Origin of the sequence: Aquincola sp. J276 (assembly GCF_024700035.1) — a bacterium.
GTDB classification, from domain to species: domain Bacteria; phylum Pseudomonadota; class Gammaproteobacteria; order Burkholderiales; family Burkholderiaceae_C; genus Aquincola; species Aquincola tertiaricarbonis.
In genome coordinates this window covers 3,493,669-3,514,527 of sequence record NZ_JAJONC010000001.1, presented here as the reverse complement: position 1 = coordinate 3,514,527, position 20,859 = coordinate 3,493,669, and the positions used below count along the sequence as shown (strand labels likewise).

Genomic DNA, 20,859 nt, shown 5'->3' with positions numbered 1-20,859 from the left:
TTTCACGCTTGGAACGGCACCTCCTTCACCCGCGGCTTCCAGCATGGGGTCACGCCGGCATCCGCCGGCCCTGGTTGAAGAGGAAACAAGAGCATGAAGTCGAAGCTGAACAACCCCGCCCGCCTGGCCCTGGTGGCCGCCCTGGCCAGTGCTGCGGCGCTGCCCGCCATGGCCGAAGGCCTGTACGTCGGCGGCTCGGTGGCCAAGCCGGACTGGAACGCCAACAGCATCAATGGCGTGTCCGGCGATTCTTCCGGCACCGGCCTGAAGGTGTATGGCGGCTGGCAGCTGCATCCCAACTTCGCGGTGGAAGCCAGCGCCTTCCGCCTGGGCCGCCTGAGCGGCAGCAACGGCGACGCCAAGGCGGACGGCGTGGGCCTGGATGCGGTGGGCATGCTGCCGTTTGCCACCGACTGGACGGCCCTCGCCAAGCTGGGCGTGGCCAGCGTCAAGACCCGCGCCGGCGGCGACGACGACCGCAGCACCGTGCCGAAGGTGGGCCTGGGCGTGCAGTACAACCTGTCGCAGACCATGGCCATCCGCGGCGAGTGGGAGCGCTACCGCCTGGATGCGTTCGACCGCAAGAGCAACACCGACCAGTACTCCATCGGCCTGAACGTCTCGTTCTGACGCCGCGCCGGCCGGCGGCCTTCAGGCCGGGTTGTCGATCTCGATGAACCGGTGCTGCAGGCCGTAGGTCTGCGCCAGGTGCGCGGCCACCGCGGGCGCGCCGAAGCGCTCGGTGGCATGGTGGCCGCAGGCCAGGAAGGCCACGCCCGTCTCGCGCGAGATGTGGGCCTGCGGCTCCGAGATCTCCCCGGTGACGAAGGCATCGGCGCCGGCGGCGATGGCCGCCTCAAAGTAGCCCTGCGCCCCGCCGGTGCACCAGGCCACGCGCGCCAGCGGGCGGCCGTCGCCCGGCAGCAGCAGCGGCCGGCGGCCGAGCGCCGCCTCGGCACGCAGGGCCAGCGCCTGCGCGCTGTCCAGGCCGTTGGCGGTGCCGATGAAGCCCAGATCCTGCTCGCCGAAGCGCGCGTTGGCCACCAGGCCCAGCTGCAGCCCCAGCTGCGCGTTGTTGCCCAGCTCGGCATGGGCATCCAGTGGCAGGTGGTAGGCGAACAGGTTGATGCCGTGCGCCATCAGCCGCTGCACCCGGGCCTTCAGCCAGCCGGTGAGCCGGCCATCCTGGCCACGCCAGAACAGGCCGTGGTGCACCAGGATCGTGTCGGCTCCGTCCTCGATCGCGGCGTCGATCAGCGCCAGGCTGGCCGTGACGCCGGAGACGATGCGGCGCACCTCGCCGGCGCCCTCGACCTGCAGACCGTTCGGCCCATAATCCTTGAAGCGGTCCACGGCCAGCAGACGGCCCAGATAGGCTTCGACCTCAACGCGCTGGACCATCTCTCGCCCCTTTTCCTGTTGCATCTTGCATGCGTAGAACCTGGCTGATTTTCTCGCAGGCGGTGACGGTGTCGCTGGCCATGCTGTTCGTGGTGGCCACGCTCAAGCCTGATTGGCTCTCGCGCCGCCCCGGCCAGCCGTTGCTGCCGGAGATCGTGTCCATCGTCAGCGCGCCGGTGGCCTCGGCCCTGCCCGCCAGCGCGCCGATGGCCGGCTACAGCACCGCCGCGCGCAAGGCGTCGCCCTCGGTGGTCAGTGTCACCGCCATGCGCGCGCCGCAGCGCAATCCGCACGCCGACGACCCCTGGTTCCGCTTCTTCTTTCGCGAGGGCAACGGCCCCCAGCGGCCTGAACCGCAGCGCGGCCTCGGCTCGGGCGTCATCGTGTCGCCGGAGGGCTACCTGCTCACCAACAACCACGTGATCGACGGCGCCAGCGAGATCGAGGTGCAGCTGGCCGACGGCCGCCAGGCCTCGGCCCAGGTCATCGGTGCCGACCCGGAGACCGACGTGGCGGTGCTCAAGATCACGCTGGACAAGCTGCCCGCGGTCACCTTCGGCCGCGTGGACGAATTGCAGGTGGGCGACATCGTGCTGGCCATCGGCAATCCGTTCGCGGTCGGGCAGACGGTCACCTCCGGCATCGTGAGCGCACTGGGCCGCAGCCGGCTCGGCATCAACACCTTCGAGAACTTCATCCAGACCGATGCGGCCATCAACCCCGGCAATTCCGGCGGCGCGCTGGTGGACGTCAACGGCAATCTGGTGGGCATCAACACCGCCATCTTCTCGCGCAGCGGCGGCAGCCTGGGCATCGGCTTCGCCATCCCGGCCGACTCCGCCCGACAGGTGATGGAAAGCCTGATCCGCGACGGCAGCGTGACCCGCGGCTGGATCGGCGTGGAGCCGCGCGACCTCACCCCGGAAATCGCCGAGACCTTCCAGCTGCCGGTGACCGAAGGCGTGCTGATCACCGGCGTGCTGCAGGACGGCCCGGCCAGCCAGGGTGGCATCCGCCCCGGCGACGTGGTGGTGAGCGTGGACGGCCGGGCCGTCACCAACACCCAGCAGCTGCTGGGCGCGGTGGCGTCGCTGAAGCCCGACACCCTGGTGGGCATCGGCGTGCAGCGCGGCAGGCAGTCGGTGGATGTGAACGTGCGCGTGGCCCAGCGTCCACGCGCGCGGCCGGCCGGGCGCTGAGCCCGTCGGCGCACGCCCCACGCGTCAGCTCGCGGAGGTCTTGCTCTCGGCGTCGGCGTCCGGCGCCTGGGTGTGCTTGATGAACACCTGCGCCGCCCAGATGCCCAGCTCGTACAGCAGGCACATGGGCACGGCCAGCGCCAGCTGCGACACCACGTCGGGCGGCGTGATCACCGCGGCGATGATGAAGGCCAGCACGATGAAGTAGCCGCGGAAGGCCTTCAGCTTCTCGATGCTGACCAGACCCATCCGCGCCAGCACGATGACCACGATCGGCACCTCGAACGCGGTGCCAAAGGCGATGAACATCGTCAGCACGAAGCTGAGGTACGCCTCGATGTCAGGCGCGGCGGTGATGCTCTTGGGTGCGAAGCTCTGGATGAACTTGAACACCTGGCCGAACACGAAGAAGTAGCAGAAGGCTACGCCCACGAAGAACAGCAGCGTGCTCGACACCACCAGCGGCAGCACCAGCTTCTTCTCGTGCGAGTACAGGCCGGGCGCGACGAAGGCCCACACCTGCCACAGCACCACCGGCAGCGCGATCAGGAAGGCCGCCATCAGCGTGATCTTCAGCGGCACCACGAACGGCGAGATCACGTTGGTGGCGATCAGCGTGGCGCCCACCGGCAGGGTGGACACCAACGGCGCGGCCAGCAGGTCGTAGAGGCCGCCGGGCCCGGGCCACAGGCAAAGCGCGCCGAACACCACGCCCACCGCGATCAGCGCCCGGATCAGGCGGTCGCGCAGCTCGACCAGATGCGACACGAAGGGCTGTTCGGTGCCTTCGAGTTCGTCTTTCTCTTCGGCGCTCATGACCAGCGTTTCGGCCGGTGGCGGGCCACCCGGGCCGCGCCCGACTGCGCCTTGGTGCGGATGCCGGCCTTCTGCTTGTACCACTGGGGCACCGCACCCCGCTTGAGCCGCCAGTTCTTGCGCGGATGCCGGTACTCGGGCACCGGCGTGCTCAGCGGCTCGGTGCCCACCGCGGGCGCCAGGCCGGCGGTGGCGGCATCGTCCCAGTCGCGCTGGAGGTCGGTCGTGTGCTGGTTGAACTCGGTGTGCACCGTCTGCTCGACGTTGCGCGCCGCGTCCTCGAACTGCGTCTTCATCTTCTTCAGCTCATCGAGCTCGATCGACCGGTTGACCTCGGCCTTCACCTCGGCCACGTAGCGCTGCGCCTTGCCGACGAAGTGGCCCACGGTGCGGGCCACCTTCGGCAGGCGCTCGGGGCCGATGACGATCAAGGCCACCGCGCCGATCAACGCGAGCTTGTCGAAACCGAAATCGATCATGCAGCGCTCATGCAGGCAACTTCAAGGCAACGCCGCCTCAGGACTTGCGCTTGGCTTCGACGTCGACCGTGTGCGGGTCGGCCGCGCTGCGTTGCGTGCCCACCTGCTGCGGCGGCACGTCGGTGCCGTCGATGCCTTCGGAGCCACCGCGCACGCCGTCCTTGAAACCCTTGACCGCACCGCCGAGGTCGGAGCCCATGTTCTTCAGCTTCTTAGTACCGAAGATCAACACGACCACCAACAACACGATCAGCCAATGCCAGATGCTGAACGAACCCATATCAATCTCCTTCGAGGGAATCCAACGATTCTAGGGGGGCGGCCATGACAGCCTTGGCGTGGGGGTTCAGCCCTTGTTCCAAGGGCGCGGACCGCCCATTGCATGCAGGTGCAGGTGCGGCACTTCCTGGCCGCCGTCCGCACCGGTGTTGATCACGTGGCGGTAACCGTTGGTCACGCCCAATTCGCGCATCAGCTTCACGCTGAGCACCATCATCCGGCCCAGCAGCGCCTGGTGTGCTTCCGTTACCTCCATCATCGAGCCGATGTGCTCCTTGGGCACGATGAGCACATGCACCGGCGCCCACGGCGCAATGTCATGGAAGGCGATCAGCTCGTCGTCCTCATGGACCTTGCGGGCCGGGATCTGTCCGGCGGCGATCTTGCAGAAGATGCAGTTCGGGTCGCTGTGCATGCGCGGGGCTCGGCGTTGCGGGAAGTAGGGTTCAGTTCGGCATCGGCCGGCCATCGGCCAGCGCCAGCCAGCCGCGGATGACGCGGTACAGGAACCAGATGGAGATCAGGCCCCAGGCGATCCACCCGGGCACGAAGAACAGCAGCCACAGCGGTGCCGTGACGAGGTACAGGCCGGCCGCCCACAGCACGCTGCGGATGCGCCAGCGGAAGTGCGACTCCTGCCAGGTGCCGTCGGCGTCGTTGCGCTTGACCAGGTCGAGGATGAAGGCCGCCACCAGCAACAGCACCGTCGGCTGGAAGGCCGGCAGCACCGCGCCCACCGCGACGATGGCATGCAGCGCATAGCTGATGTGGCCGATGTTGCGCAGCGAACGCTCGCGCTGCAGATCGGGCATGACGTCGACGATCGGGCTCACGGGACTACCTCCTGCAAAGGGCTATTCGCCGGTGTTCTCGCGCTGCTGCACCTTGCGCAGCGCGAACTCTTCCAAGCCTGAGAGCCCTTCGCGCCGTTCGAGTTCGGCCAGCACATCGGCCGGCTTCAAATCGAAGGCCGCCAGCGCCACCATGGAGTGGAACCACAGGTCGGCCACCTCGTAGACGATCTTCTGGCGGTCGCCGTCCTTGGCCGCCATCACGGTTTCAGTGGCTTCTTCGCCGATCTTCTTCAGGATGGCGTCGGTACCCTTGTGGAACAGGCGCGCCACGTAGCTGGTGTCGGGACTGGCGCCCTTGCGCAGTTCGATGACTTCGGCCAGCCGCGCCAACGTGTCGTTACCGCTCATTTGTAGATGCTTTCGGGGTCTTTCAAGACCGGATCGACGCTTTTCCACTCGCCGTCCTCCAGCCGCTGGAAGAAGCAGGAGTGGCGCCCGGTGTGGCAGGCGATGCCGGGAGTGTGGCCCTGCTGGGTCACCTCCATCAGCACTACGTCGTTGTCGCAGTCCAGCCGCAGGGCGTGCACCTTCTGGATGTGGCCGGATTCCTCGCCCTTGTGCCACAGGCGCTGGCGGGAGCGGCTCCAGTACACCGCCTCGCCCAGCGCCGCCGTGCGGGCCAGGGCCTCCCGGTTCATGAAGGCGAACATCAGCACGTCCTTGCTGCCGTGCTCCTGCGCGATGACGGGCACCAGCCCGTCGCGGTCCCACTTGATGCTGTCCAGCCAGTCCATGACTGCAGTTTACGGCGCGGGGTGGGTGGGCCCGGTGAAGCCGCGCTCCTGCGCGAACCATTGCAGCACCGGCACCGTGCCCGGCAGCACCGGCTGCACCTGCACCGGCAGCTGGTTCCAGGCCATCTGCTGCGCCTCGCGCATCTCGAACTCGCCGCGCCAGTCGAACACCTTGCAGAAATGCAGTCGCACGCGGGCATGTTCATAGTCGACGATCTCCACACGCCAGGGGTGCACCGGGCCGATGGTGATGCCCAGTTCCTCGATCAGCTCGCGCCGCAGCGCCTGCTCGACCGACTCGCCCGCCTCCAGCTTGCCGCCCGGGAATTCCCAGTACCCGGCGTACACCTTGCCCTGCGGGCGCGAGGTGAGCAGGAAGCGCCCGTCGGCGTCGATCAGCACGCCCACGGCCACGTCCACCGGCGTGCGGTCGGCACCCTGCTGCGGCTCGTCAGGCATCGTCACGCCCCGAGAAGTCGCGGGCGAACTGGTAGGCCACCCGGCCGGAGCGGGAGCCGCGTTCCAGGGCCCACACCAGCGCCTGCGGCCGCGCGGCCTCGATGCGCTCGGGCGCGATGCCGAAGTGCTGCAGCCACTGGCCGACGATGGCCAGGTATTCGGCCTGGCTGAACGGATAGAAGCTGACCCACAGGCCGAAACGCTCGGACAGGGAGATCTTCTCTTCGACCACCTCGCCGGGATGCACCTCGCCGTCCTCGGTGTGGGTGTAGCTGAGGTTCTCCTTCATGTACTCGGGCAGCAGGTGACGGCGGTTGCTGGTGGCATAGATCAGCACGTTGTCGCTGGCCTGGGCCACCGAGCCGTCGAGCATGGACTTCAGCGCCTTGTAGCCCGGTTCGCCCTCGTCGAAGCTGAGATCGTCGCAGAAGACGATGAAGCGCTCGGGGCGATCGCCCACCAGGTCCACGAGGTCGGGCAGGTCGACCATGTCGGCCTTGTCCACCTCGATCAGGCGCAGGCCGCGGCCGGAGAACTCGTTCAGGCAGGCCTTCACCAGCGAGCTCTTGCCGGTGCCGCGGGCTCCGGTCAGCAGCACGTTGTTCGCCGCCCGGCCTTCGACGAACTGACGGGTGTTGCGCACGAGCCGCTCCTTCTGCCCGTCGATTTCCTGCAGGTCTGACAGGCGGATGGTGGACACATGCCGCACCGGCTCCAGCACACCGGCGCCACGCCGCTTGCGATAGCGCCAGGCGATGGCTGCTGACCAGTCGGGGGCGGCGGGCGGCAGCGGCAGCACCGCTTCCAGGCGGGCCAGCAGCGCATCGGCGCGCTGCATCAGTCGTTCGAGGTCGGTGGACATGGGCGGGGAAGGCAACAGCCGGCGCGCGGCCAAGCCGGCCAGTTTAGCGAGCAGGCACCAGGCGATTGGGCACGTCGAACAGCTGCCCGTCGGCCACTGCCACCAGCCGGTCGCCCGGCTGGCATTCCACCGGATGCAGCCCGGTGAAGCTGCCGAACGCCGGCATCACCGCCACGCCAGCGCGGAAGTGGAAGCATGGCACGCGCACCCGGTCCAGGCCGCGGCCCAGCCGGGCGCCAGGATGCAGGTGGCCGGCCACCACCTGCCGGCCCGGCCGCGGCTGCGGGTGATGGCACAAAGCCAGGCCGCCCAGCGGCAGCGGCTCGTCCACGCAGCGGATGCCCAGCCACGGCGGCGGATCGCCGGCGCGGTCGTCGTGGTTGCCCCGCACCAGGGTGATCTCGAGCCGGGCGTGCCGCTCGCGCCAGGCGCCGAAGGCAGCCAGCGTGGGCGCGGCATGGGCATGCGCCGAATGCAGCAGGTCGCCCAGGAACACGACGTGGGCCACCGGGTGCAGGCCCAGCAGTTCGTCCAGCCGCTGCAGGTTGTCGGTGGTGGTGCCTCGCGGCACCGGCACGCCCAGGCGGCGGAAGCTCACCGCCTTGCCGATGTGGGCATCGGCGATGAGCAGCATGTGGTGGTCGGGAAGGAGGGCCGCCTTTTGCGGCAGCAGGCGCAGCGTTTCGCCGCCCCAGGTGAGGTCCAGCATGGCCGCTACGGTAGCAGCCCGGCCGGACGTGGCCTCAGCAGGCCAGCATCTGCAGCGAAGCTTCCAGGTGCTCGGTGGGCTGGCGCTTGAAGCCCGAGCGCGCATACCGATGCAGCCGGCCGATGGCGAACGCGGTGAGCACCGAGGCACGCACCTGCCCGTCCACCGTGGGCGTGTTGGAGCCGGCGTTTTCGGCCGCGCCGCGCAGGCTCTGGCGCAGCATGGACTCCAGCCGGTCGAAGAACTGGTTCATGCGGGTGGCCAGGCGTTCGTTCTCGAACACCAGCGCATCGCCCACCATCACGCGGACCATGCCGGGGTTCTTCTCGGCGAACTGCAGCAGCACGGCGACGCTGCGGTGCGCCTGCACCTGGCCTTGCGGCTCGCGCTCGACGATCTGTGTGACCAGGGTGAACACGCTGCTTTCGATGAAGTCGATCAGCGCCTCGAACATCTGCGCCTTGCTGGCGAAGTGACGGTAGAGGGCGGCTTCGCTCACCTCCAGCCGCGACGCGAGCGCCGCCGTGGTCACACGCTCGGCGCCTGGCTGCTCCAGCATCTGGGCGAGGGTTTCTAGGATCTGCACCCGGCGCTCACCAGGCTTGGGTCGCTTGCGCGCCGGCGAGCCGCCGTTGGACTCCAGCCGGTCGTTCTCCGGGATCGACGAAAAATCTGACATCGCGAAGTGCGAAAGAGTCAACGGTTCCGTCGATTCTTGCATGCAGAAACAATTACTCACCCTCCCCAGAAGCACTCACTTCAATGGGTTGCCAAGTGACGTCGGCCAGTGTTTTCCAGCCGGCAGCAGCTGCGCCAGGCGGCCGATGGTGCGGTCCACGTAGGCCGGTTGCATGGTCCAGCGCTGGCGGCGGGCACGCACCGGCGAGCCCCGCCGGCCGAAGCGCTGCATCCACACCGTGTGCATGCCGATGCTGCGCGCGGCCTTCTGATGCTGCAGCGTGTCTTCCACCAGGATGCAGCGCGACGGCGGCACCCGCAGCCGGGCGGCCAGCGCCCGCAGCATGCGCGCATCGGGCTTGGGGCGCAGGTGGCCGAACATGGCCATGTCCTCGATCGTGACCACCGCGTCGAACCAACGCGCAATGCCCAGCGCCTGCAGCACCCGCATGGCATAGGCGCGCGGCGCATTGGTGAGGATGATCTTGCGTCCGGGCAGGCGGCGCAGCACCGCGAGGTCATGGCGGTGCCCATTGATGCGCTGCTCCAGGTCGGGCAGCAGGTGCGTCTCGTGCAGGAAGTGCGCGGGCTTGACGCCGTGGTGCTTCACCAGCCCCAGCAGCGTGGCGCCGTAGCGCAGCCAATAAAGGCGGCGCAGGCGGTCGGCCTCCTCGGGCGGCACGCGCAACTCCCGTTGCACGTAGGCACCCATGGATTCATGCAGGGCGCCAAAGACGAAGGCGCCTGCGTCGTGAAGCGTGTCGTCGAGATCAAAAAGCCAGAGGCAGCGGGCGGTCATGCGGCAGATCGTCGCATGAGGCCCGCCGGCCATCCGGCGCAGCGGGCTGACGCCTTAGCTGTTGGTGTCGCCGTCGACGATCTGGTCGTTGCGCATGGCGCTGATGGCCTCGGCACGCACCTGGTCGCGGCTCTTGGTGCCGGCCACCTGGTTCAACTCGGGCTGCTGGAAGCGCTGGCCCAGTTGCTGGCCATAGGTGTCGCCGATGGCGAAGCGGTCGCCGGCGGCCATGGCGGCGCGGGTCTGCGCCACCACTTCGCTGCGGCTGACGGCGTTGCTGTAGCTTGCCGGCTCCTTGTTGCCGTTGGTGTCACCGTTGTTCCAGGCCGAAGTGGTATTGCGGCCGGTGATGTCGACACGGGAGACGTCAGACTGGGCGAATGCGCCACCCGAGGCCAGGAGGGCAGCCAGCGACGCAGCAGCGATGAAACGGGTCTTCATGTCAGTTCCTTCCATAAACGTTGTCGATGGGAAGGACTGTAGGGAGCAACCCTGATGAGAAAAACCCGAATGCCGGCAACGACGCATTGCGCCGACGCGAATAATGCGGGCACGAGGCTGGTGTCAGCGCCAATTTTGCGGAAAGAAGCCAGCCGGCTGCGTAAAGATGGACGACGTTGTCGGCGGATGCCTACGCAGGCGTTGGATCAATGCGACCGGATCATGGTGCCGTAGGCCCTGGTCCGACAAAATCTCGAGCAGCATCGCATGCGGCACCCGGCCATCGATGATGTGCACCGCGTTCACGCCGCCCTTGGCCGCGTCCAACGCCCCCGAGATCTTGGGCAGCATGCCGCCGCTGATGGTGCCGTCGGCAAACAGCTCATCGATCTGGCGCGCCGACAGGTCGGTGAGCAGGTTGCCCGCCTTGTCCAGCACGCCGGGCGTGTTGGTCAGCAGCACCAGCTTCTCGGCGCGCAGCACCTCGGCCAGCTTGCCGGCCACCACGTCGGCATTGATGTTGTAGTTCTCGTTCTCGGAGCCGAAGCCCAGCGGCGAGATTACCGGGATGAACTGGTCGTCCTGCAGCGCCTTCACCACGCTGGGGTCGATGGACTCGATCTCGCCCACCTGGCCGACGTCGTGCTCGATGGACGGGTCGTTCTTGTCCACCATCTTCAGCTTGCGGGCGCGGATCAGGCCGCCGTCGCGGCCGGTCAGGCCCACGGCCTTGCCGCCGGCGGCATTGATCAGGCCGACGATGTCCTGCTGCACCTGGCCGGCCAGCACCCATTCGACGACTTCCATGGTCTCTTCATCGGTGACGCGCATGCCCTGGATGAAGGTGCCCTTCTTGCCCAGGCGGCTCAGCGCCTCGTCAATTTGCGGGCCGCCGCCGTGCACCACCACCGGGTTCATGCCCACGAGCTTGAGCAGCACCACGTCTTCGGCGAAGTCCTGCTGCAGCACCGGGTCGATCATCGCGTTGCCGCCGTACTTGATGACGATGGTCTTGCCGTGGAACTTGCGGATGTACGGCAGGGCCTGCGCCAGGATCTCGGCCTGCTCACGCGGCGCGATGTGCTGGAGGTCGGGAACGGTCGGGGCAGTCATGGCGGTTGGTGCAACGCAGCAAAGTGATCGCCGATTGTAGGGACGCCCCCCGGGCGGAGGCTACCGGCTGTGCACGCCGCGGGCCGGTGGCAGTTCGCTGTCGCGGGCCTCGCCCAGCGCCAGGACGATGCCGCACAGCTCGCCCGGCTGCGCCTGCTGGCAGGAGCGCTGCAGCATTGCCAGCTGCCGCTCCAGCACCTGCAGCGCGGCGATGCGCTCCCGCACGTGGCCCAGGTGCTCGGCCACCACCTGGTCCACCACCGAGCAATCCGCGCCGGGCGCGTCCAGGTGGGCCAGCAGCACGCGGATCTCGTCCAGGCTCATGTCCAGCGCGCGGCAGTTGCCGATGAACCGCAGGCGCTGCAGCGCGGCGTGGTCGTAGCGCCGGTAGTTGTTGTCGCCGCGGGCCGGCGCGGGCAGCAGGCCCGACTTCTCATAGAAGCGCACCGTGTCCACGTCCATGCCGGCGGCGGCCGCCAGTTCCCCGATGCGCATGCGCTGCTCCTGTTGCCCAAGGCCACTGTAGCGGCTTGACTCTGGAGTGGCTCCGGGGTTTGCAATGCGCCCATGGCCCATGGACACATTCCGATCGCGCATGCCGCGGCAGCCCGCCCCGAGGGCTCGCACCCTGACTTTCATGCACACACGCATCCGCACAGCCACGCGCACGACCATGCGCATGGGCATGGGCATGCACACGAGCCCGCCGCCGATGCCGCGTGCAGCCCGCAGGCCGGCTGCTGCGGCCCGGCGCCCGCCGCGGCCGCCAGCGCACCACCAGCCGGGCGGGGCACCCGCCTGCATGTGCCGCAGATGGACTGTGCCGCCGAGGAATCCGACATCCGCCGCGCGCTGGAGCCGCTGGCCGGCATCCGCGCGCTCAGCTTCCACCTCGGCAGCCGCACGCTGACGGTGGACGCGGAGCCGCCCGTGGTCGCCGCGGCGGCCGAGGCCATCCGCCAGGCCGGCTACAGCGCCACGCCGCTGGCGGCGGAGGCCGACGTGCAGCCTCCGGCCGGCAACACCCCGCGGCTGGTGGCCGCCCTGCTGCTGGCCGCCGCTGCCGAAGGGCTGCACTTCCTGGCACCCGACACCCTGCCCTGGCGCATCGGCGGCATGGCCGTGGCGGCGGTGGCCATCCTGCTGGCCGGGCTGGAGACCTACGCCAAGGGCTTGCAGGCCCTGCGCCATGGCCGGCTGAACATCAATGCGCTGATGGCCGTGGCCGTCACCGGCGCCTTCGCCATCGGCCAGTGGCCGGAAGCGGCGATGGTGATGGCGCTGTATGCGCTGGCCGAGGCCATCGAGGCGCGCGCCGTCGACCGCTCCCGCCGGGCGGTGCAGGGGCTGCTGTCGCTGACGCCGCAGACCGCCCAGGTGCGGCAGCCCGACGGCCGCTGGGCCGAGCAGCCGGCCGCCGGCGTGCCGGTGGGCGCAGTGCTGCGCGTGCGGCCCGGCGAGCGCATACCGCTCGACGGCACGGTGGTGGCCGGGCGCAGCGCGGTCGACCAGTCGGCCGTCACCGGCGAGAGCATTCCGGTGGACAAGACCGAAGGCGACCCGGTGTTCGCCGGCACGGTGAACCAGGCCGGTGCCCTGGAGCTGCGGGTGAGCAGCGCCTTCGACCACAGCACCCTGGCCCGCATCGTCCAGGCGGTGGAACAGGCGCAGGGCGCGCGAGCGCCCACCCAGCGCTTCGTGGACCGCTTCGCCGCGGTGTACACGCCGGCCGTATTCGCCATCGCGCTGGCAGTGGCGCTGCTCGGTCCCTGGCTGGCCGGCTGGGCCTGGCCCGAGGCCATCTACAAGGCCCTGGTGTTGCTGGTGATCGCCTGCCCGTGCGCGCTGGTCATCTCCACGCCGGTGACCGTGGTCAGCGGCCTGGCCGCGGCGGCGCGCCGAGGCATCCTCATCAAGGGCGGCGCCTTCCTGGAGCAGGCGCGCCTGCTGAAGGCGGTGGCCTTCGACAAGACCGGCACCATCACCCACGGCCAGCCGGTGCTGGTGGCCTGGCAGGCGCTGGCGGGCCAGCCGGCCGAGGCCACCGCGCGGCTGGCCGCCAGCCTGGCGCATGCGTCGCAGCACCCGGTGTCGCGTGCCATCGCGGCCGGGCTGCCGGCCGACCACGCGCCGGTGGACCACAGCGATGCGCTGGGCGGCCGCGGCATGTCCGGCCGCGTGGACGGTCGCCAGCTGGTGCTGGGCAACCACCGGCTGATCGAGGAACGCGGCCAGTGCAGCCCGGCGCTGGAAGCGGCGCTGCGCGAGCAGGAAGCGGCCGGCCGCAGCGTCACCGTGCTGGCCGACGAGCACCAGGCGCTGGCCTGGTTCGCGGTGGCCGACACGGTCAAGCCGCATGCCGCGCAGGCCGTGGCCGCCCTGCGCGCGCTGGGCCTGCAGCCAGTGATGCTGAGCGGGGACAACGCCGCCACCGTGCGCGCCGTGGCCGCGCAGGCGGGCATCGAGCAGGCCGAGGGCGACCTGCTGCCGGCCGACAAGCTGGCCCGCATCGAAGCGCTGCAGAAGCGCCACGGCCCCACCGCGATGGCCGGCGACGGCATCAACGACGCGCCGGCGCTGGCCCGCTCGGACATCGGCATCGCCATGGGCGCGGCCGGCACCGACATCGCGGCCGAGGCCGCCGACATCGTGGTGATGAACGACGACCTGGGCCGCATCGCCGAGACGGTGCGCCTGTCGCGCCGCACGCATGCGGTGCTGTGGCAGAACATCAGCCTGGCCCTGGGCATCAAGGCCGCCTTCCTGCTGGCCGCGGTGCTGGGCGGCGCCACCATGTGGATGGCGGTGTTCGCCGACATGGGTGCCAGCCTGCTGGTGGTGGCCAACGGGCTGCGGCTGCTGCGGCACAAGCCCTGAGGCGGCCCGCCGCCCGGGCGACTCAGTCGTTCAGGTAGCGCGCCTCGAGGTGGGCCTTGAAGTGCGCCGGGTTCAGCGGCTCGCCGCTGGCGCGCAGGGCCAGCTCGTCGGTGGGCCAGCGCGAGCCCTGCGACCAGATGTGCGCCTGCAGCCAGCCGAACACCGGCGTGAAGTCGCCCTGCGCGATGCGGGCATCGGTGTCGGGCACGGCGCGGCGCATCGCGGCGAACCACTGCGCCGCGTACATCGCGCCCAGCGAGTAACACGGGAAGTAGCCGAACAGCGCCTCGGGCCAGTGAACGTCCTGCAACGGACCGTTGGTGAAGTCGCCGCGGGTGTCGATGCCCAGCAGCTCCTGCATCTTCGCGTTCCACAACGCGGGGATGTCCTCGGCCTCGATCTCGCCTTCGATCAGCGGTCGCTCGATCTCGTAGCGCAGGATCACGTGGGCCGGGTAGGTCACCTCGTCCGCATCCACGCGGATGCGCCCCGGCATCACCTGCGTCAGCAGGCGCCAGAGGTTGTCCGGCTCGAAGGCCGGCTGCGGGCCCAGGTGCTGCACCACCAGTGGCGCCAGCCGCTCGACGAAGGCGCGGCTGCGGCCCAGCTGCATCTCGAAGCTGAGCGACTGGCTTTCATGGATGGCCATCGAGCGCGCCTGCGCCACCGGCTGGCCCAGCAGTGCACGCGGCAGGTTCTGCTCGTAGCGGCCGTGGCCGGTCTCGTGGATGGTGCCCATCAGGCTGATAAGGAACTCGTCGGTGCTGTAGCGGGTGGTCAGCCGCACGTCCTCCGGCACGCCGCCGGAAAACGGATGGGTGCTCACGTCCAGCCGGCCGGCGTTGAAGTCGAAGCCCAGCAGCCGCATCGCCGCCTCGCACAGCGCGCGCTGGCGGTCCACCGGGAACGGGCCCACCGGCTGCGCCAGCGGCCGGCCGCGCTGGCGTTCGGTGGCCTGGGCGATGAGCCCCGGCAGCCACTGCCGCACCTCGCCGAACACGCGGTCCACCGTGGCGCAGCGCATGCCGGGCTCATACCGGTCCATCAGGGCGTCGTACTTCGACAGGCCCGATTGCTCGGCCAGCAGCCGTGCTTCCTCGCGGCCCACGCGCAGCACCTCGCGGAAGTTCTCGACGAAGCCGGCCCAGTCGTTGGCCGGCCGCTGGGTGCGCCAGGCATGTTCGCAGCGCGAGGTGGCGATCTGCCGCGCCTGCACCAGCGCCTCGGGCAGCGCATTGGCATTGAACCAGTCGCGCCGGATCTCGCGCAGGTTGGCGCGCTGGGCATCGTCCAGCGGCTCCTGCTCGGCTTGCTGCAGTCGCTCGGGCAGGCTGACGTCGGTGCGCAGGCGGTGGGTCAGGCCGGCCAGTTCGGCCAGGGCCTCGCTGCGCGCCTGGTTGCCCTGCGGCGGCATGTTGGCGGCCTGGTCCCAGCCGCAGATGGCGGCCAGGTGGTCGAAGCGGTGCAGGCGCTGGCAGTGGCGGGTCAGCTCGTCGTAGGCGGGGGTCGGGCTCATCGGGCACTCCGGAGTGCGGGTCAAGGTGTGAAGCGGCCGGGGAAGAACCACAGCAGGCCGGCGGTCATCGTCACATAGCGCAGGAACTTGCCCACGGCCATGTAGCCCACGCAGGGCCAGAAGGGCAGGCGCAGCCAGCCGGCCACGGCGCACAGCGGATCGCCCACCACCGGCAGCCACGACAGCAGGCAGGCCTTGGGGCCGAAGCGCTGCAGCCAGCGCAGCGCGCGGTTGTCCGCCGGATGGTGCGTGGCCTTCTCGTAGGCCAGCTCGGCGCCGTAGCCCATCCACCAGCTGATGGCGCCGCCCACCGTGTTGCCGGCAGTGGCCACCAGCACCGCGGGCCAGAACATCGCCGGGTCCAGCTTGACCAGCCCGAACACCGCCGGCTCCGAGCCCAGCGGCAGCAGCGTGGCCGACACCAGCGACACCAGGAACACCGCACCTAGGCCCACTTCAGGCAGGGCCAGCGCATTCATCACCGTGGCCAGGGCGGCCTGCAACCAGCTTTCCATCGGGCGGCATTATCACGACGGCACCGGCCCTGCCACGCACCCGGGCGCGGCGGTGGGCGCCGCTATACTCCTGCCTCCTTTTTCAGCACCACCCCCACCCCCGCCCCATGAAGATCGGCCACGTCGAGCTGCCGAACAGGCTGTTTGTCGCCCCGATGGCAGGGGTGACCGACCGGCCTTTCCGCATGCTGTGCAAGCAGCTGGGCGCCGGTTATGCGGTCAGCGAGATGGTCACTTCCAAGCGCGAGCTGTGGAAGAGCCTGAAGACCTCCCGCCGCGCCGACCACACCGGCGAGAGCGCGCCCATCGCGGTGCAGGTGGCCGGTGTCGATCCGGCCGAGATGGCCGATGCCGCGCGATACAACATCGACCGTGGCGCGCAGGTCATCGACATCAACATGGGCTGCCCGGCCAAGAAGGTGTGCAACGTGTGGGCCGGCTCGGCGCTGATGCGCAACGAGCCGCTGGCCCTGCGCATCGTCGAGGCGGTGGTGGCCGCCTGCGCGCCGCGCAACGTGCCGGTGACGCTGAAGATGCGCACGGGCTGGTGCGACACCGAGCGCAATGCGGTGACCATGGCCCGCGCGGCCGAGGCCGCCGGCGTGGCCATGGTGACGGTGCATGGCCGCACGCGCGAGCAGGGCTACAGCGGGCAGGCCGAGTACGACACCATCGCGGCCGTGAAGACAGCGCTGTCCATTCCCGTGGTGGCCAACGGCGACATCGATTCCCCCGAGAAGGCACGCGCCGTACTTGCCTATACAGGTGCCGACGCGCTGATGGTGGGCCGCGCGGCACAGGGCCGGCCTTGGATCTTCCGCGAGATCGCCCACTACCTGGCCACCGGCACGCTGCTGCCGCCGCCGCCGGTGGCCGACGTGCGCGGCTGGCTGGTGGCCCACCTGCTGGACCACTACGGCCTGTACGGCGAGCAGTCGGGCGTGCGCAGCGCGCGCAAGCACATCGGCTGGGCCGTGCATGCGCTGCCCGGCGGGGCCGAGTTCCGCGCCCGCATGAACCTGATCGACGACTGCGAACAGCAGCTGCGTGCGGTGGCCGACTGGTTCGACCGCCTGGCCGAGCAGCACGAGCGGCTGCCCGCCAACGACAGCCGGCTGGCGCTGTCGGCCTGACCTCCTTCCTGTGAGTCCATGACCAAAAAACACCTCGAAGCCTGCGTGCGCGAGAGCCTGGAGCAGTACTTCCGCGACCTGCGTGGCGTGGAACCGCACTCGGTGCACGAGATGATCCTCAATGCCGTCGAGAAGCCCATGCTCGACGTGGTGATGCAGCACGCGCAAGGCAACCAGAGCAAGGCCGCCGAGTGGCTGGGCATCAACCGCAACACCCTGCGGCGCAAGCTGCTCGAACACAAGCTCATCAAGTAAGGCCCGCCATGACCACCGCACTGATCTCCGTCTCCGACAAGACCGGCATCGTCGACTTCGCCCGCGAGCTGCATGCCGCCGGCGTCAAGCTGCTGTCCACCGGCGGCACCGCGAAGCTGCTGGCCGAATCGGGCCTGCCCGTGACCGAGGTGTCGGAAGTCACCGGCTTCCCGGAGATGCTGGACGGCCGCGTGAAGACCCTGCACCCGCGCATCCACGGCGGCCTGCTGGCCCGGCGCGACGTGCCGGCCCACATGGCCGCGCTGGCCGAGCACGGCATCAACACCATCGACCTGCTGGTGATCAACCTCTATCCCTTCGCGCAGGCCACGGCCAAGGCCGACTGCACGCTGGAAGACGCCATCGAGAACATCGACATCGGCGGCCCGGCCATGCTGCGTGCAGCCGCCAAGAACTGGCAGGACGTGGCGGTGGTGATCGACCCCGCCGACTATTCGCGCGTGCTGGTGGAACTGAAGGACGGCCAGATCGACCGCACCACCAAGTTCACCCTGGCGCGCAAGGTGTTTGCGCACACCGCGGCCTACGACGGCATGATCGCCAGCTACCTGAGCGGCCTGCAGGCCGGCGCCGAGCTGGCCACCGCCGCCACGCCCACGCGGCTGGACTACCCCGCGGTGCTCAACCTGCAGCTGCACAAGGTGCAGGACATGCGCTACGGCGAGAACCCGCACCAGAGCGCCGCCTTCTACCGCGATGCGCAGCCGGCCGAAGGCACGCTGGCCGGCTGGCGGCAGCTGCAGGGCAAGGAACTTTCGTACAACAACATCGCCGATGCCGATGCGGCCTGGGAATGCGTCAAGACCTTCGACGCGCCGGCCTGCGTCATCGTCAAGCATGCCAACCCCTGCGGCGTGGCCGTGGCCGCGAGCCCGGCCGAAGCCTATGCCAAGGCCTTCAAGACCGACCCCACCTCGGCCTTCGGCGGCATCATCGCCTTCAACCGGCCGCTGAACGTGGAAGCGGCGCAGCTGGTGGTCAAGCAGTTCGTGGAGGTGCTGATCGCCCCGGCCATCAGCGCCGAGGCGCGTGACGTGTTCGCCGGCAAGCAGAACGTGCGGCTGCTGGAAGTGCCGCTGGCGCCGTCGATGAACACGCTGGACTTCAAGCGCGTGGGCGGCGGGCTGCTGGTGCAGTCGGCCGATGCCAAGAACGTGCAGCCGGCCGAGCTGCGCGTGGTGACGAAGAAGCAGCCCACGCCGCAGCAGATGCAGGACCTGCTGTTTGCGTGGAAGGTGGCCAAGTTCGTCAAGAGCAATGCCATCGTGTTCTGCGCCGACGGCATGACCATGGGCGTGGGCGCCGGGCAGATGAGCCGCATCGACTCGGCCCGCATCGCATCGATCAAGGCCGGCAATGCCGGCCTCACGCTGGCCGGCACCGCGGTGGCCAGCGACGCCTTTTTCCCGTTCCGCGACGGCCTGGACGTGGTGTGCGACGCGGGTGCCACCTGCGTGATCCAGCCCGGCGGCAGCATGCGCGACGACGAGGTGATCGCCGCCGCCGACGAGCGCGGCATCGCCATGGTGCTGACCGGCGTGAGGCATTTCAGACATTGAGCTTTGCAGTCGAAGCCGCCGGCCTCACGCTGGCGTTCGTGGCCCGGCTGGTCACGGGGGCGCAGGGGCACTGGAAGGGCTGCCCGCCCAAGGCGGAGCAGCGCATCTACTTCGCCAACCACCAGAGCCACCTCGACTGGGTGCTGATCTGGGCGGCGCTGCCGCGTGACCTGCGGGCCAGCACCCGGCCCATCGCGGCGCGCGACTACTGGACGACCGGCAAGCTCAAGCACTGGATCACCCGCGAGGTGTTCCATGCGGTGTACGTGGACCGCAAGCGCGTCGACGACCAGGACCCGCTGGAGCCCCTGGCCGCGGCGCTGGAGCAAGGCGACTCGCTGGTGATCTTCCCGGAAGGCACCCGCGGTGCGCAGGCCGAGCCGGCCGGCTTCAAGAGCGGCCTGTACCACCTGGCCATGCGCTTTCCCGAGGCGCGGCTGATTCCCACCTGGATCGACAACGTGCAGCGCGTGATGCCCAAGGGCGAAGTGGTGCCGGTGCCGGTGCTGTGCACCGTGACCTTCGGCGCGCCGGTGGCGCCCACGCTCGGCGAGGACAAGGCCGCCTTCCTGGCCCGTGCCCGCGACGCCGTGATCGCACTGCGTCCCAGGCCGGCCGCATGAGGGCCTGCCCATGAGCGCACTGCGCCAGCTCGGCGTCGACCAGCAGGTGGGCCTGCTGTTCGTCATCCTCTTCGGCGTGCTGCTGGCGGCCACGGCCACGGCGGTGGGCTGGTCGCTGCGCCATCCGGAGGCCGCCAGCACCACCTCCCACCGCCACATGAAGCGCGACCTGCTGGCGCTGTGGAATGGCGCGGTGCTGTTCTGGCTGGCCTGGATCTGGGGTGCGGTGGGCGCCACGCTGCTGTTCGGCATCGTGTCCTTCCTGGCGCTGCGCGAGTTCATCACGCTGCAGCACACCCGCCGCAGCGACCACCGCAGCCTGATCCTGGCCTTCTTCGTGGTGCTGCCGCTGCAGTACGTGATCGTGGGCACGCGGCATTTCGACCTGTTCACCGTGTTCATCCCGGTCTACGTGTTCTTTGCGCTGCCGGTGGTGAGCGCGCTGGCCGGCGACCCGGAACGCTTCCTGGAGCGCAATGCCAAGATCCAGTGGGGCATCGTGGTGTGCGTGTACGGCCTCAGCCACGCCCCGGCGCTGCTGCTGCTCGATTTTCCGAACTACGAGGGCCGCGGCGCCTTCCTGCTGTTCTTCCTGGTGTTCGTGGTGGTCATCGCGCAACTGGCGCAGGAAGGCGCCAGCCGCTGGCTGCGGCGCCGGCCCGTCGCACGGCAGATCAGCCGCAGCTTCTCGCTGCAGGCCTGGGTGCTGGGCGCGCTGGCCGCGGCGCTGGCCGGGGCGCTGCTGTACTGGGCCACGCCCTTCAAGGCCGGGCAGGCGCTGGCCATGGCCTTCATCGCGGCCGGCAGCGGCACCTTCGGTGAGTTCGTGATGAAGGCCCTCAAGCGGGACGCCGGGGTGCACCATTGGGGCAACCGCAGCGCCGTCACCGGCGCCGTCGGCCTGCTGGACCGCGTGGCGCCGCTCTGCTTCGCCGCACCGGTCTTCTTCCATTTCGTCCGCTGGTATTTCCTGTGACGTCCCGCATCCTTGGCATCGACCCCGGCCTGCAGACCACCGGCTTTGGCGTGATCGACGTCGACGGGCCGCGTCTGGCCTATGTGGCCAGCGGCACCATCAAGACCGCGGGCGCCGAGCGCGGCAACCTGCCGGCGCGGCTGAAGATCATCTTCGAGGGCGTTTCCGAGGTGGTGGGCCGCTACACGCCCGACCATGCCTCGGTGGAGATCGTGTTCGTCAACGTCAACCCGCAGAGCACGCTGCTGCTGGGCCAGGCCCGCGGCGCGGCGCTGGCGGCGCTGGTGTCGCGCGGGCTGCCGGTGGCCGAGCACACCGCGCTGCAGATGAAGAAGGCCGTCGTCGGCCACGGCGGCGCCCGCAAGGAGCAGGTGCAGGCGATGGTGATGCGCCTGCTGGCCCTGCCCGGCCTGCCCGGCAAGGACGCGGCCGACGCGCTGGGCCTGGCAATTGCCCAGGCCCATGCAGGCCACTCGCTGGCCGCACTGGCCCAGGCCACGACGCTGGCGCGCAAGACCCACGCCACCTACCGCCGCGGCCGCGTGTACTGACCACACAGCC

At 69.6% G+C, this 20,859-nt stretch carries 26 protein-coding genes and 1 pseudogene; 9 read left to right on the top strand and 18 right to left on the bottom strand.

All coding sequences use genetic code 11. The annotated features are described in order from the left end of the window. Positions 1-93 precede the first annotated feature (93 nt). Positions 94-630 (top strand): outer membrane beta-barrel protein, encoded by a 537-nt coding sequence (locus LRS14_RS16360; RefSeq protein WP_046111072.1) that lies wholly within the window; start codon positions 94-96, stop codon positions 628-630. 21 nt (positions 631-651) lie between these two features. Here the strand turns inward: LRS14_RS16360 and LRS14_RS16355 are convergent, their stop codons facing one another. After that, positions 652-1,401 carry a Nif3-like dinuclear metal center hexameric protein gene (locus LRS14_RS16355; protein WP_257800181.1) on the bottom strand — a complete coding sequence of 250 codons (750 nt, stop codon included), beginning with the start codon at positions 1,399-1,401 and terminating at the stop codon, positions 652-654. Between the two features lie 29 nt (positions 1,402-1,430). Here LRS14_RS16355 and LRS14_RS16350 point away from each other — a divergent pair, with 29 nt between their 5' ends. After that, on the top strand, positions 1,431-2,600 hold the full coding sequence (locus LRS14_RS16350) for a trypsin-like peptidase domain-containing protein (protein ID WP_046111070.1): 1,170 nt from the start codon (positions 1,431-1,433) through the stop codon (positions 2,598-2,600). 24 nt (positions 2,601-2,624) lie between these two features. On the opposite strand, the gene tatC is transcribed toward LRS14_RS16350, so the two are convergent. The 15 genes and pseudogenes from tatC to LRS14_RS16275 form a co-directional block, all read right to left on the bottom strand. Beyond that, positions 2,625-3,416 (bottom strand): twin-arginine translocase subunit TatC, encoded by a 792-nt coding sequence (gene tatC / locus LRS14_RS16345; protein WP_046111069.1) that lies wholly within the window; start codon positions 3,414-3,416, stop codon positions 2,625-2,627. After that, complete coding sequence (gene tatB, locus LRS14_RS16340; RefSeq protein ID WP_046111068.1) at positions 3,413-3,895, bottom strand: Sec-independent protein translocase protein TatB; 483 nt, start codon at positions 3,893-3,895, stop codon at positions 3,413-3,415. Before tatB ends, tatC begins: the two co-directional genes overlap by 4 nt. Positions 3,896-3,932: 37 nt before the next feature. Next, entirely contained in the window at positions 3,933-4,175 is a 243-nt protein-coding gene (tatA, locus tag LRS14_RS16335) for a Sec-independent protein translocase subunit TatA (protein WP_257800180.1), read from the bottom strand. 66 nt (positions 4,176-4,241) lie between these two features. Beyond that, the gene (locus tag LRS14_RS16330) at positions 4,242-4,589 is read right to left on the bottom strand and encodes a histidine triad nucleotide-binding protein (protein ID WP_257800179.1); all 348 of its coding nucleotides are present in this window, start codon (positions 4,587-4,589) and stop codon (positions 4,242-4,244) included. Positions 4,590-4,620: 31 nt separating this feature from the next. After that, positions 4,621-5,007 carry a hypothetical protein gene (locus LRS14_RS16325; protein WP_232315234.1) on the bottom strand — a complete coding sequence of 129 codons (387 nt, stop codon included), beginning with the start codon at positions 5,005-5,007 and terminating at the stop codon, positions 4,621-4,623. Positions 5,008-5,028: 21 nt separating this feature from the next. Then, complete coding sequence (locus tag LRS14_RS16320) at positions 5,029-5,376, bottom strand: phosphoribosyl-ATP diphosphatase (protein WP_257800178.1); 348 nt, start codon at positions 5,374-5,376, stop codon at positions 5,029-5,031. Next, positions 5,373-5,762, bottom strand: a complete 390-nt coding sequence (gene hisI / locus LRS14_RS16315) for a phosphoribosyl-AMP cyclohydrolase (RefSeq protein WP_257800177.1) — start codon at positions 5,760-5,762, stop codon at positions 5,373-5,375. The genes LRS14_RS16320 and hisI overlap by 4 nt, the downstream gene beginning before the upstream one ends. A gap of 9 nt (positions 5,763-5,771) precedes the next feature. After that, positions 5,772-6,221 (bottom strand): NUDIX domain-containing protein, encoded by a 450-nt coding sequence (locus LRS14_RS16310; RefSeq protein WP_257800499.1) that lies wholly within the window; start codon positions 6,219-6,221, stop codon positions 5,772-5,774. Continuing rightward, on the bottom strand, positions 6,214-7,083 hold the full coding sequence (locus LRS14_RS16305; RefSeq protein ID WP_257800176.1) for an ATP-binding protein: 870 nt from the start codon (positions 7,081-7,083) through the stop codon (positions 6,214-6,216). The genes LRS14_RS16310 and LRS14_RS16305 overlap by 8 nt, the downstream gene beginning before the upstream one ends. A 43-nt stretch (positions 7,084-7,126) precedes the next feature. Continuing rightward, positions 7,127-7,792: a ligase-associated DNA damage response endonuclease PdeM gene (gene pdeM, locus LRS14_RS16300; RefSeq protein WP_257800175.1), complete on the bottom strand. Its 666-nt coding sequence runs from the start codon at positions 7,790-7,792 to the stop codon at positions 7,127-7,129. A gap of 34 nt (positions 7,793-7,826) precedes the next feature. Beyond that, the gene (gene slmA, locus LRS14_RS16295; RefSeq protein ID WP_046111060.1) at positions 7,827-8,471 is read right to left on the bottom strand and encodes a nucleoid occlusion factor SlmA; all 645 of its coding nucleotides are present in this window, start codon (positions 8,469-8,471) and stop codon (positions 7,827-7,829) included. Between the two features lie 75 nt (positions 8,472-8,546). Continuing rightward, complete coding sequence (locus LRS14_RS16290) at positions 8,547-9,269, bottom strand: pyrimidine 5'-nucleotidase (RefSeq protein WP_257800174.1); 723 nt, start codon at positions 9,267-9,269, stop codon at positions 8,547-8,549. 54 nt (positions 9,270-9,323) lie between these two features. After that, positions 9,324-9,710, bottom strand: a complete 387-nt coding sequence (locus LRS14_RS16285; RefSeq protein ID WP_046111058.1) for a hypothetical protein — start codon at positions 9,708-9,710, stop codon at positions 9,324-9,326. A gap of 206 nt (positions 9,711-9,916) precedes the next feature. Further along, positions 9,917-10,823, bottom strand: a pseudogene (argB, locus tag LRS14_RS16280) (acetylglutamate kinase). Between the two features lie 60 nt (positions 10,824-10,883). Continuing rightward, complete coding sequence (locus tag LRS14_RS16275; RefSeq protein WP_257800173.1) at positions 10,884-11,318, bottom strand: Cd(II)/Pb(II)-responsive transcriptional regulator; 435 nt, start codon at positions 11,316-11,318, stop codon at positions 10,884-10,886. A gap of 72 nt (positions 11,319-11,390) precedes the next feature. Here LRS14_RS16275 and LRS14_RS16270 point away from each other — a divergent pair, with 72 nt between their 5' ends. Next, on the top strand, positions 11,391-13,700 hold the full coding sequence (locus LRS14_RS16270) for a cation-translocating P-type ATPase (protein WP_257800172.1): 2,310 nt from the start codon (positions 11,391-11,393) through the stop codon (positions 13,698-13,700). A gap of 22 nt (positions 13,701-13,722) precedes the next feature. On the opposite strand, the gene LRS14_RS16265 is transcribed toward LRS14_RS16270, so the two are convergent. Together LRS14_RS16265 and LRS14_RS16260 are read right to left on the bottom strand one after the other, a co-directional pair. Next, the gene (locus tag LRS14_RS16265; protein ID WP_257800171.1) at positions 13,723-15,216 is read right to left on the bottom strand and encodes a carboxypeptidase M32; all 1,494 of its coding nucleotides are present in this window, start codon (positions 15,214-15,216) and stop codon (positions 13,723-13,725) included. 20 nt (positions 15,217-15,236) lie between these two features. Beyond that, positions 15,237-15,731, bottom strand: a complete 495-nt coding sequence (locus LRS14_RS16260; protein ID WP_046111054.1) for a YqaA family protein — start codon at positions 15,729-15,731, stop codon at positions 15,237-15,239. 107 nt (positions 15,732-15,838) lie between these two features. Between LRS14_RS16260 and dusB the strand changes: the two genes are divergently transcribed. The 6 genes from dusB to ruvC are packed head-to-tail and all read left to right on the top strand — an operon-like array spanning position 15,839 to position 20,849. Then, a complete protein-coding gene (gene dusB / locus LRS14_RS16255) occupies positions 15,839-16,864 on the top strand; it encodes a tRNA dihydrouridine synthase DusB (protein WP_257800170.1) in 1,026 nt (341 codons plus the stop codon). Positions 16,865-16,882: 18 nt separating this feature from the next. Beyond that, a complete protein-coding gene (locus tag LRS14_RS16250) occupies positions 16,883-17,119 on the top strand; it encodes a Fis family transcriptional regulator (protein WP_046111052.1) in 237 nt (78 codons plus the stop codon). Between the two features lie 8 nt (positions 17,120-17,127). After that, positions 17,128-18,699 (top strand): bifunctional phosphoribosylaminoimidazolecarboxamide formyltransferase/IMP cyclohydrolase, encoded by a 1,572-nt coding sequence (purH, locus tag LRS14_RS16245; protein ID WP_257800169.1) that lies wholly within the window; start codon positions 17,128-17,130, stop codon positions 18,697-18,699. Then, positions 18,696-19,322, top strand: a complete 627-nt coding sequence (locus LRS14_RS16240; RefSeq protein ID WP_257800168.1) for a lysophospholipid acyltransferase family protein — start codon at positions 18,696-18,698, stop codon at positions 19,320-19,322. Before purH ends, LRS14_RS16240 begins: the two co-directional genes overlap by 4 nt. A gap of 10 nt (positions 19,323-19,332) precedes the next feature. After that, positions 19,333-20,298 carry a phosphatidate cytidylyltransferase gene (locus tag LRS14_RS16235; protein WP_046111049.1) on the top strand — a complete coding sequence of 322 codons (966 nt, stop codon included), beginning with the start codon at positions 19,333-19,335 and terminating at the stop codon, positions 20,296-20,298. Further along, positions 20,295-20,849, top strand: coding sequence for a crossover junction endodeoxyribonuclease RuvC (gene ruvC, locus LRS14_RS16230; protein WP_046111048.1), 555 nt, complete (start codon positions 20,295-20,297; stop codon positions 20,847-20,849). The genes LRS14_RS16235 and ruvC overlap by 4 nt, the downstream gene beginning before the upstream one ends. Positions 20,850-20,859: the final 10 nt, after the last annotated feature.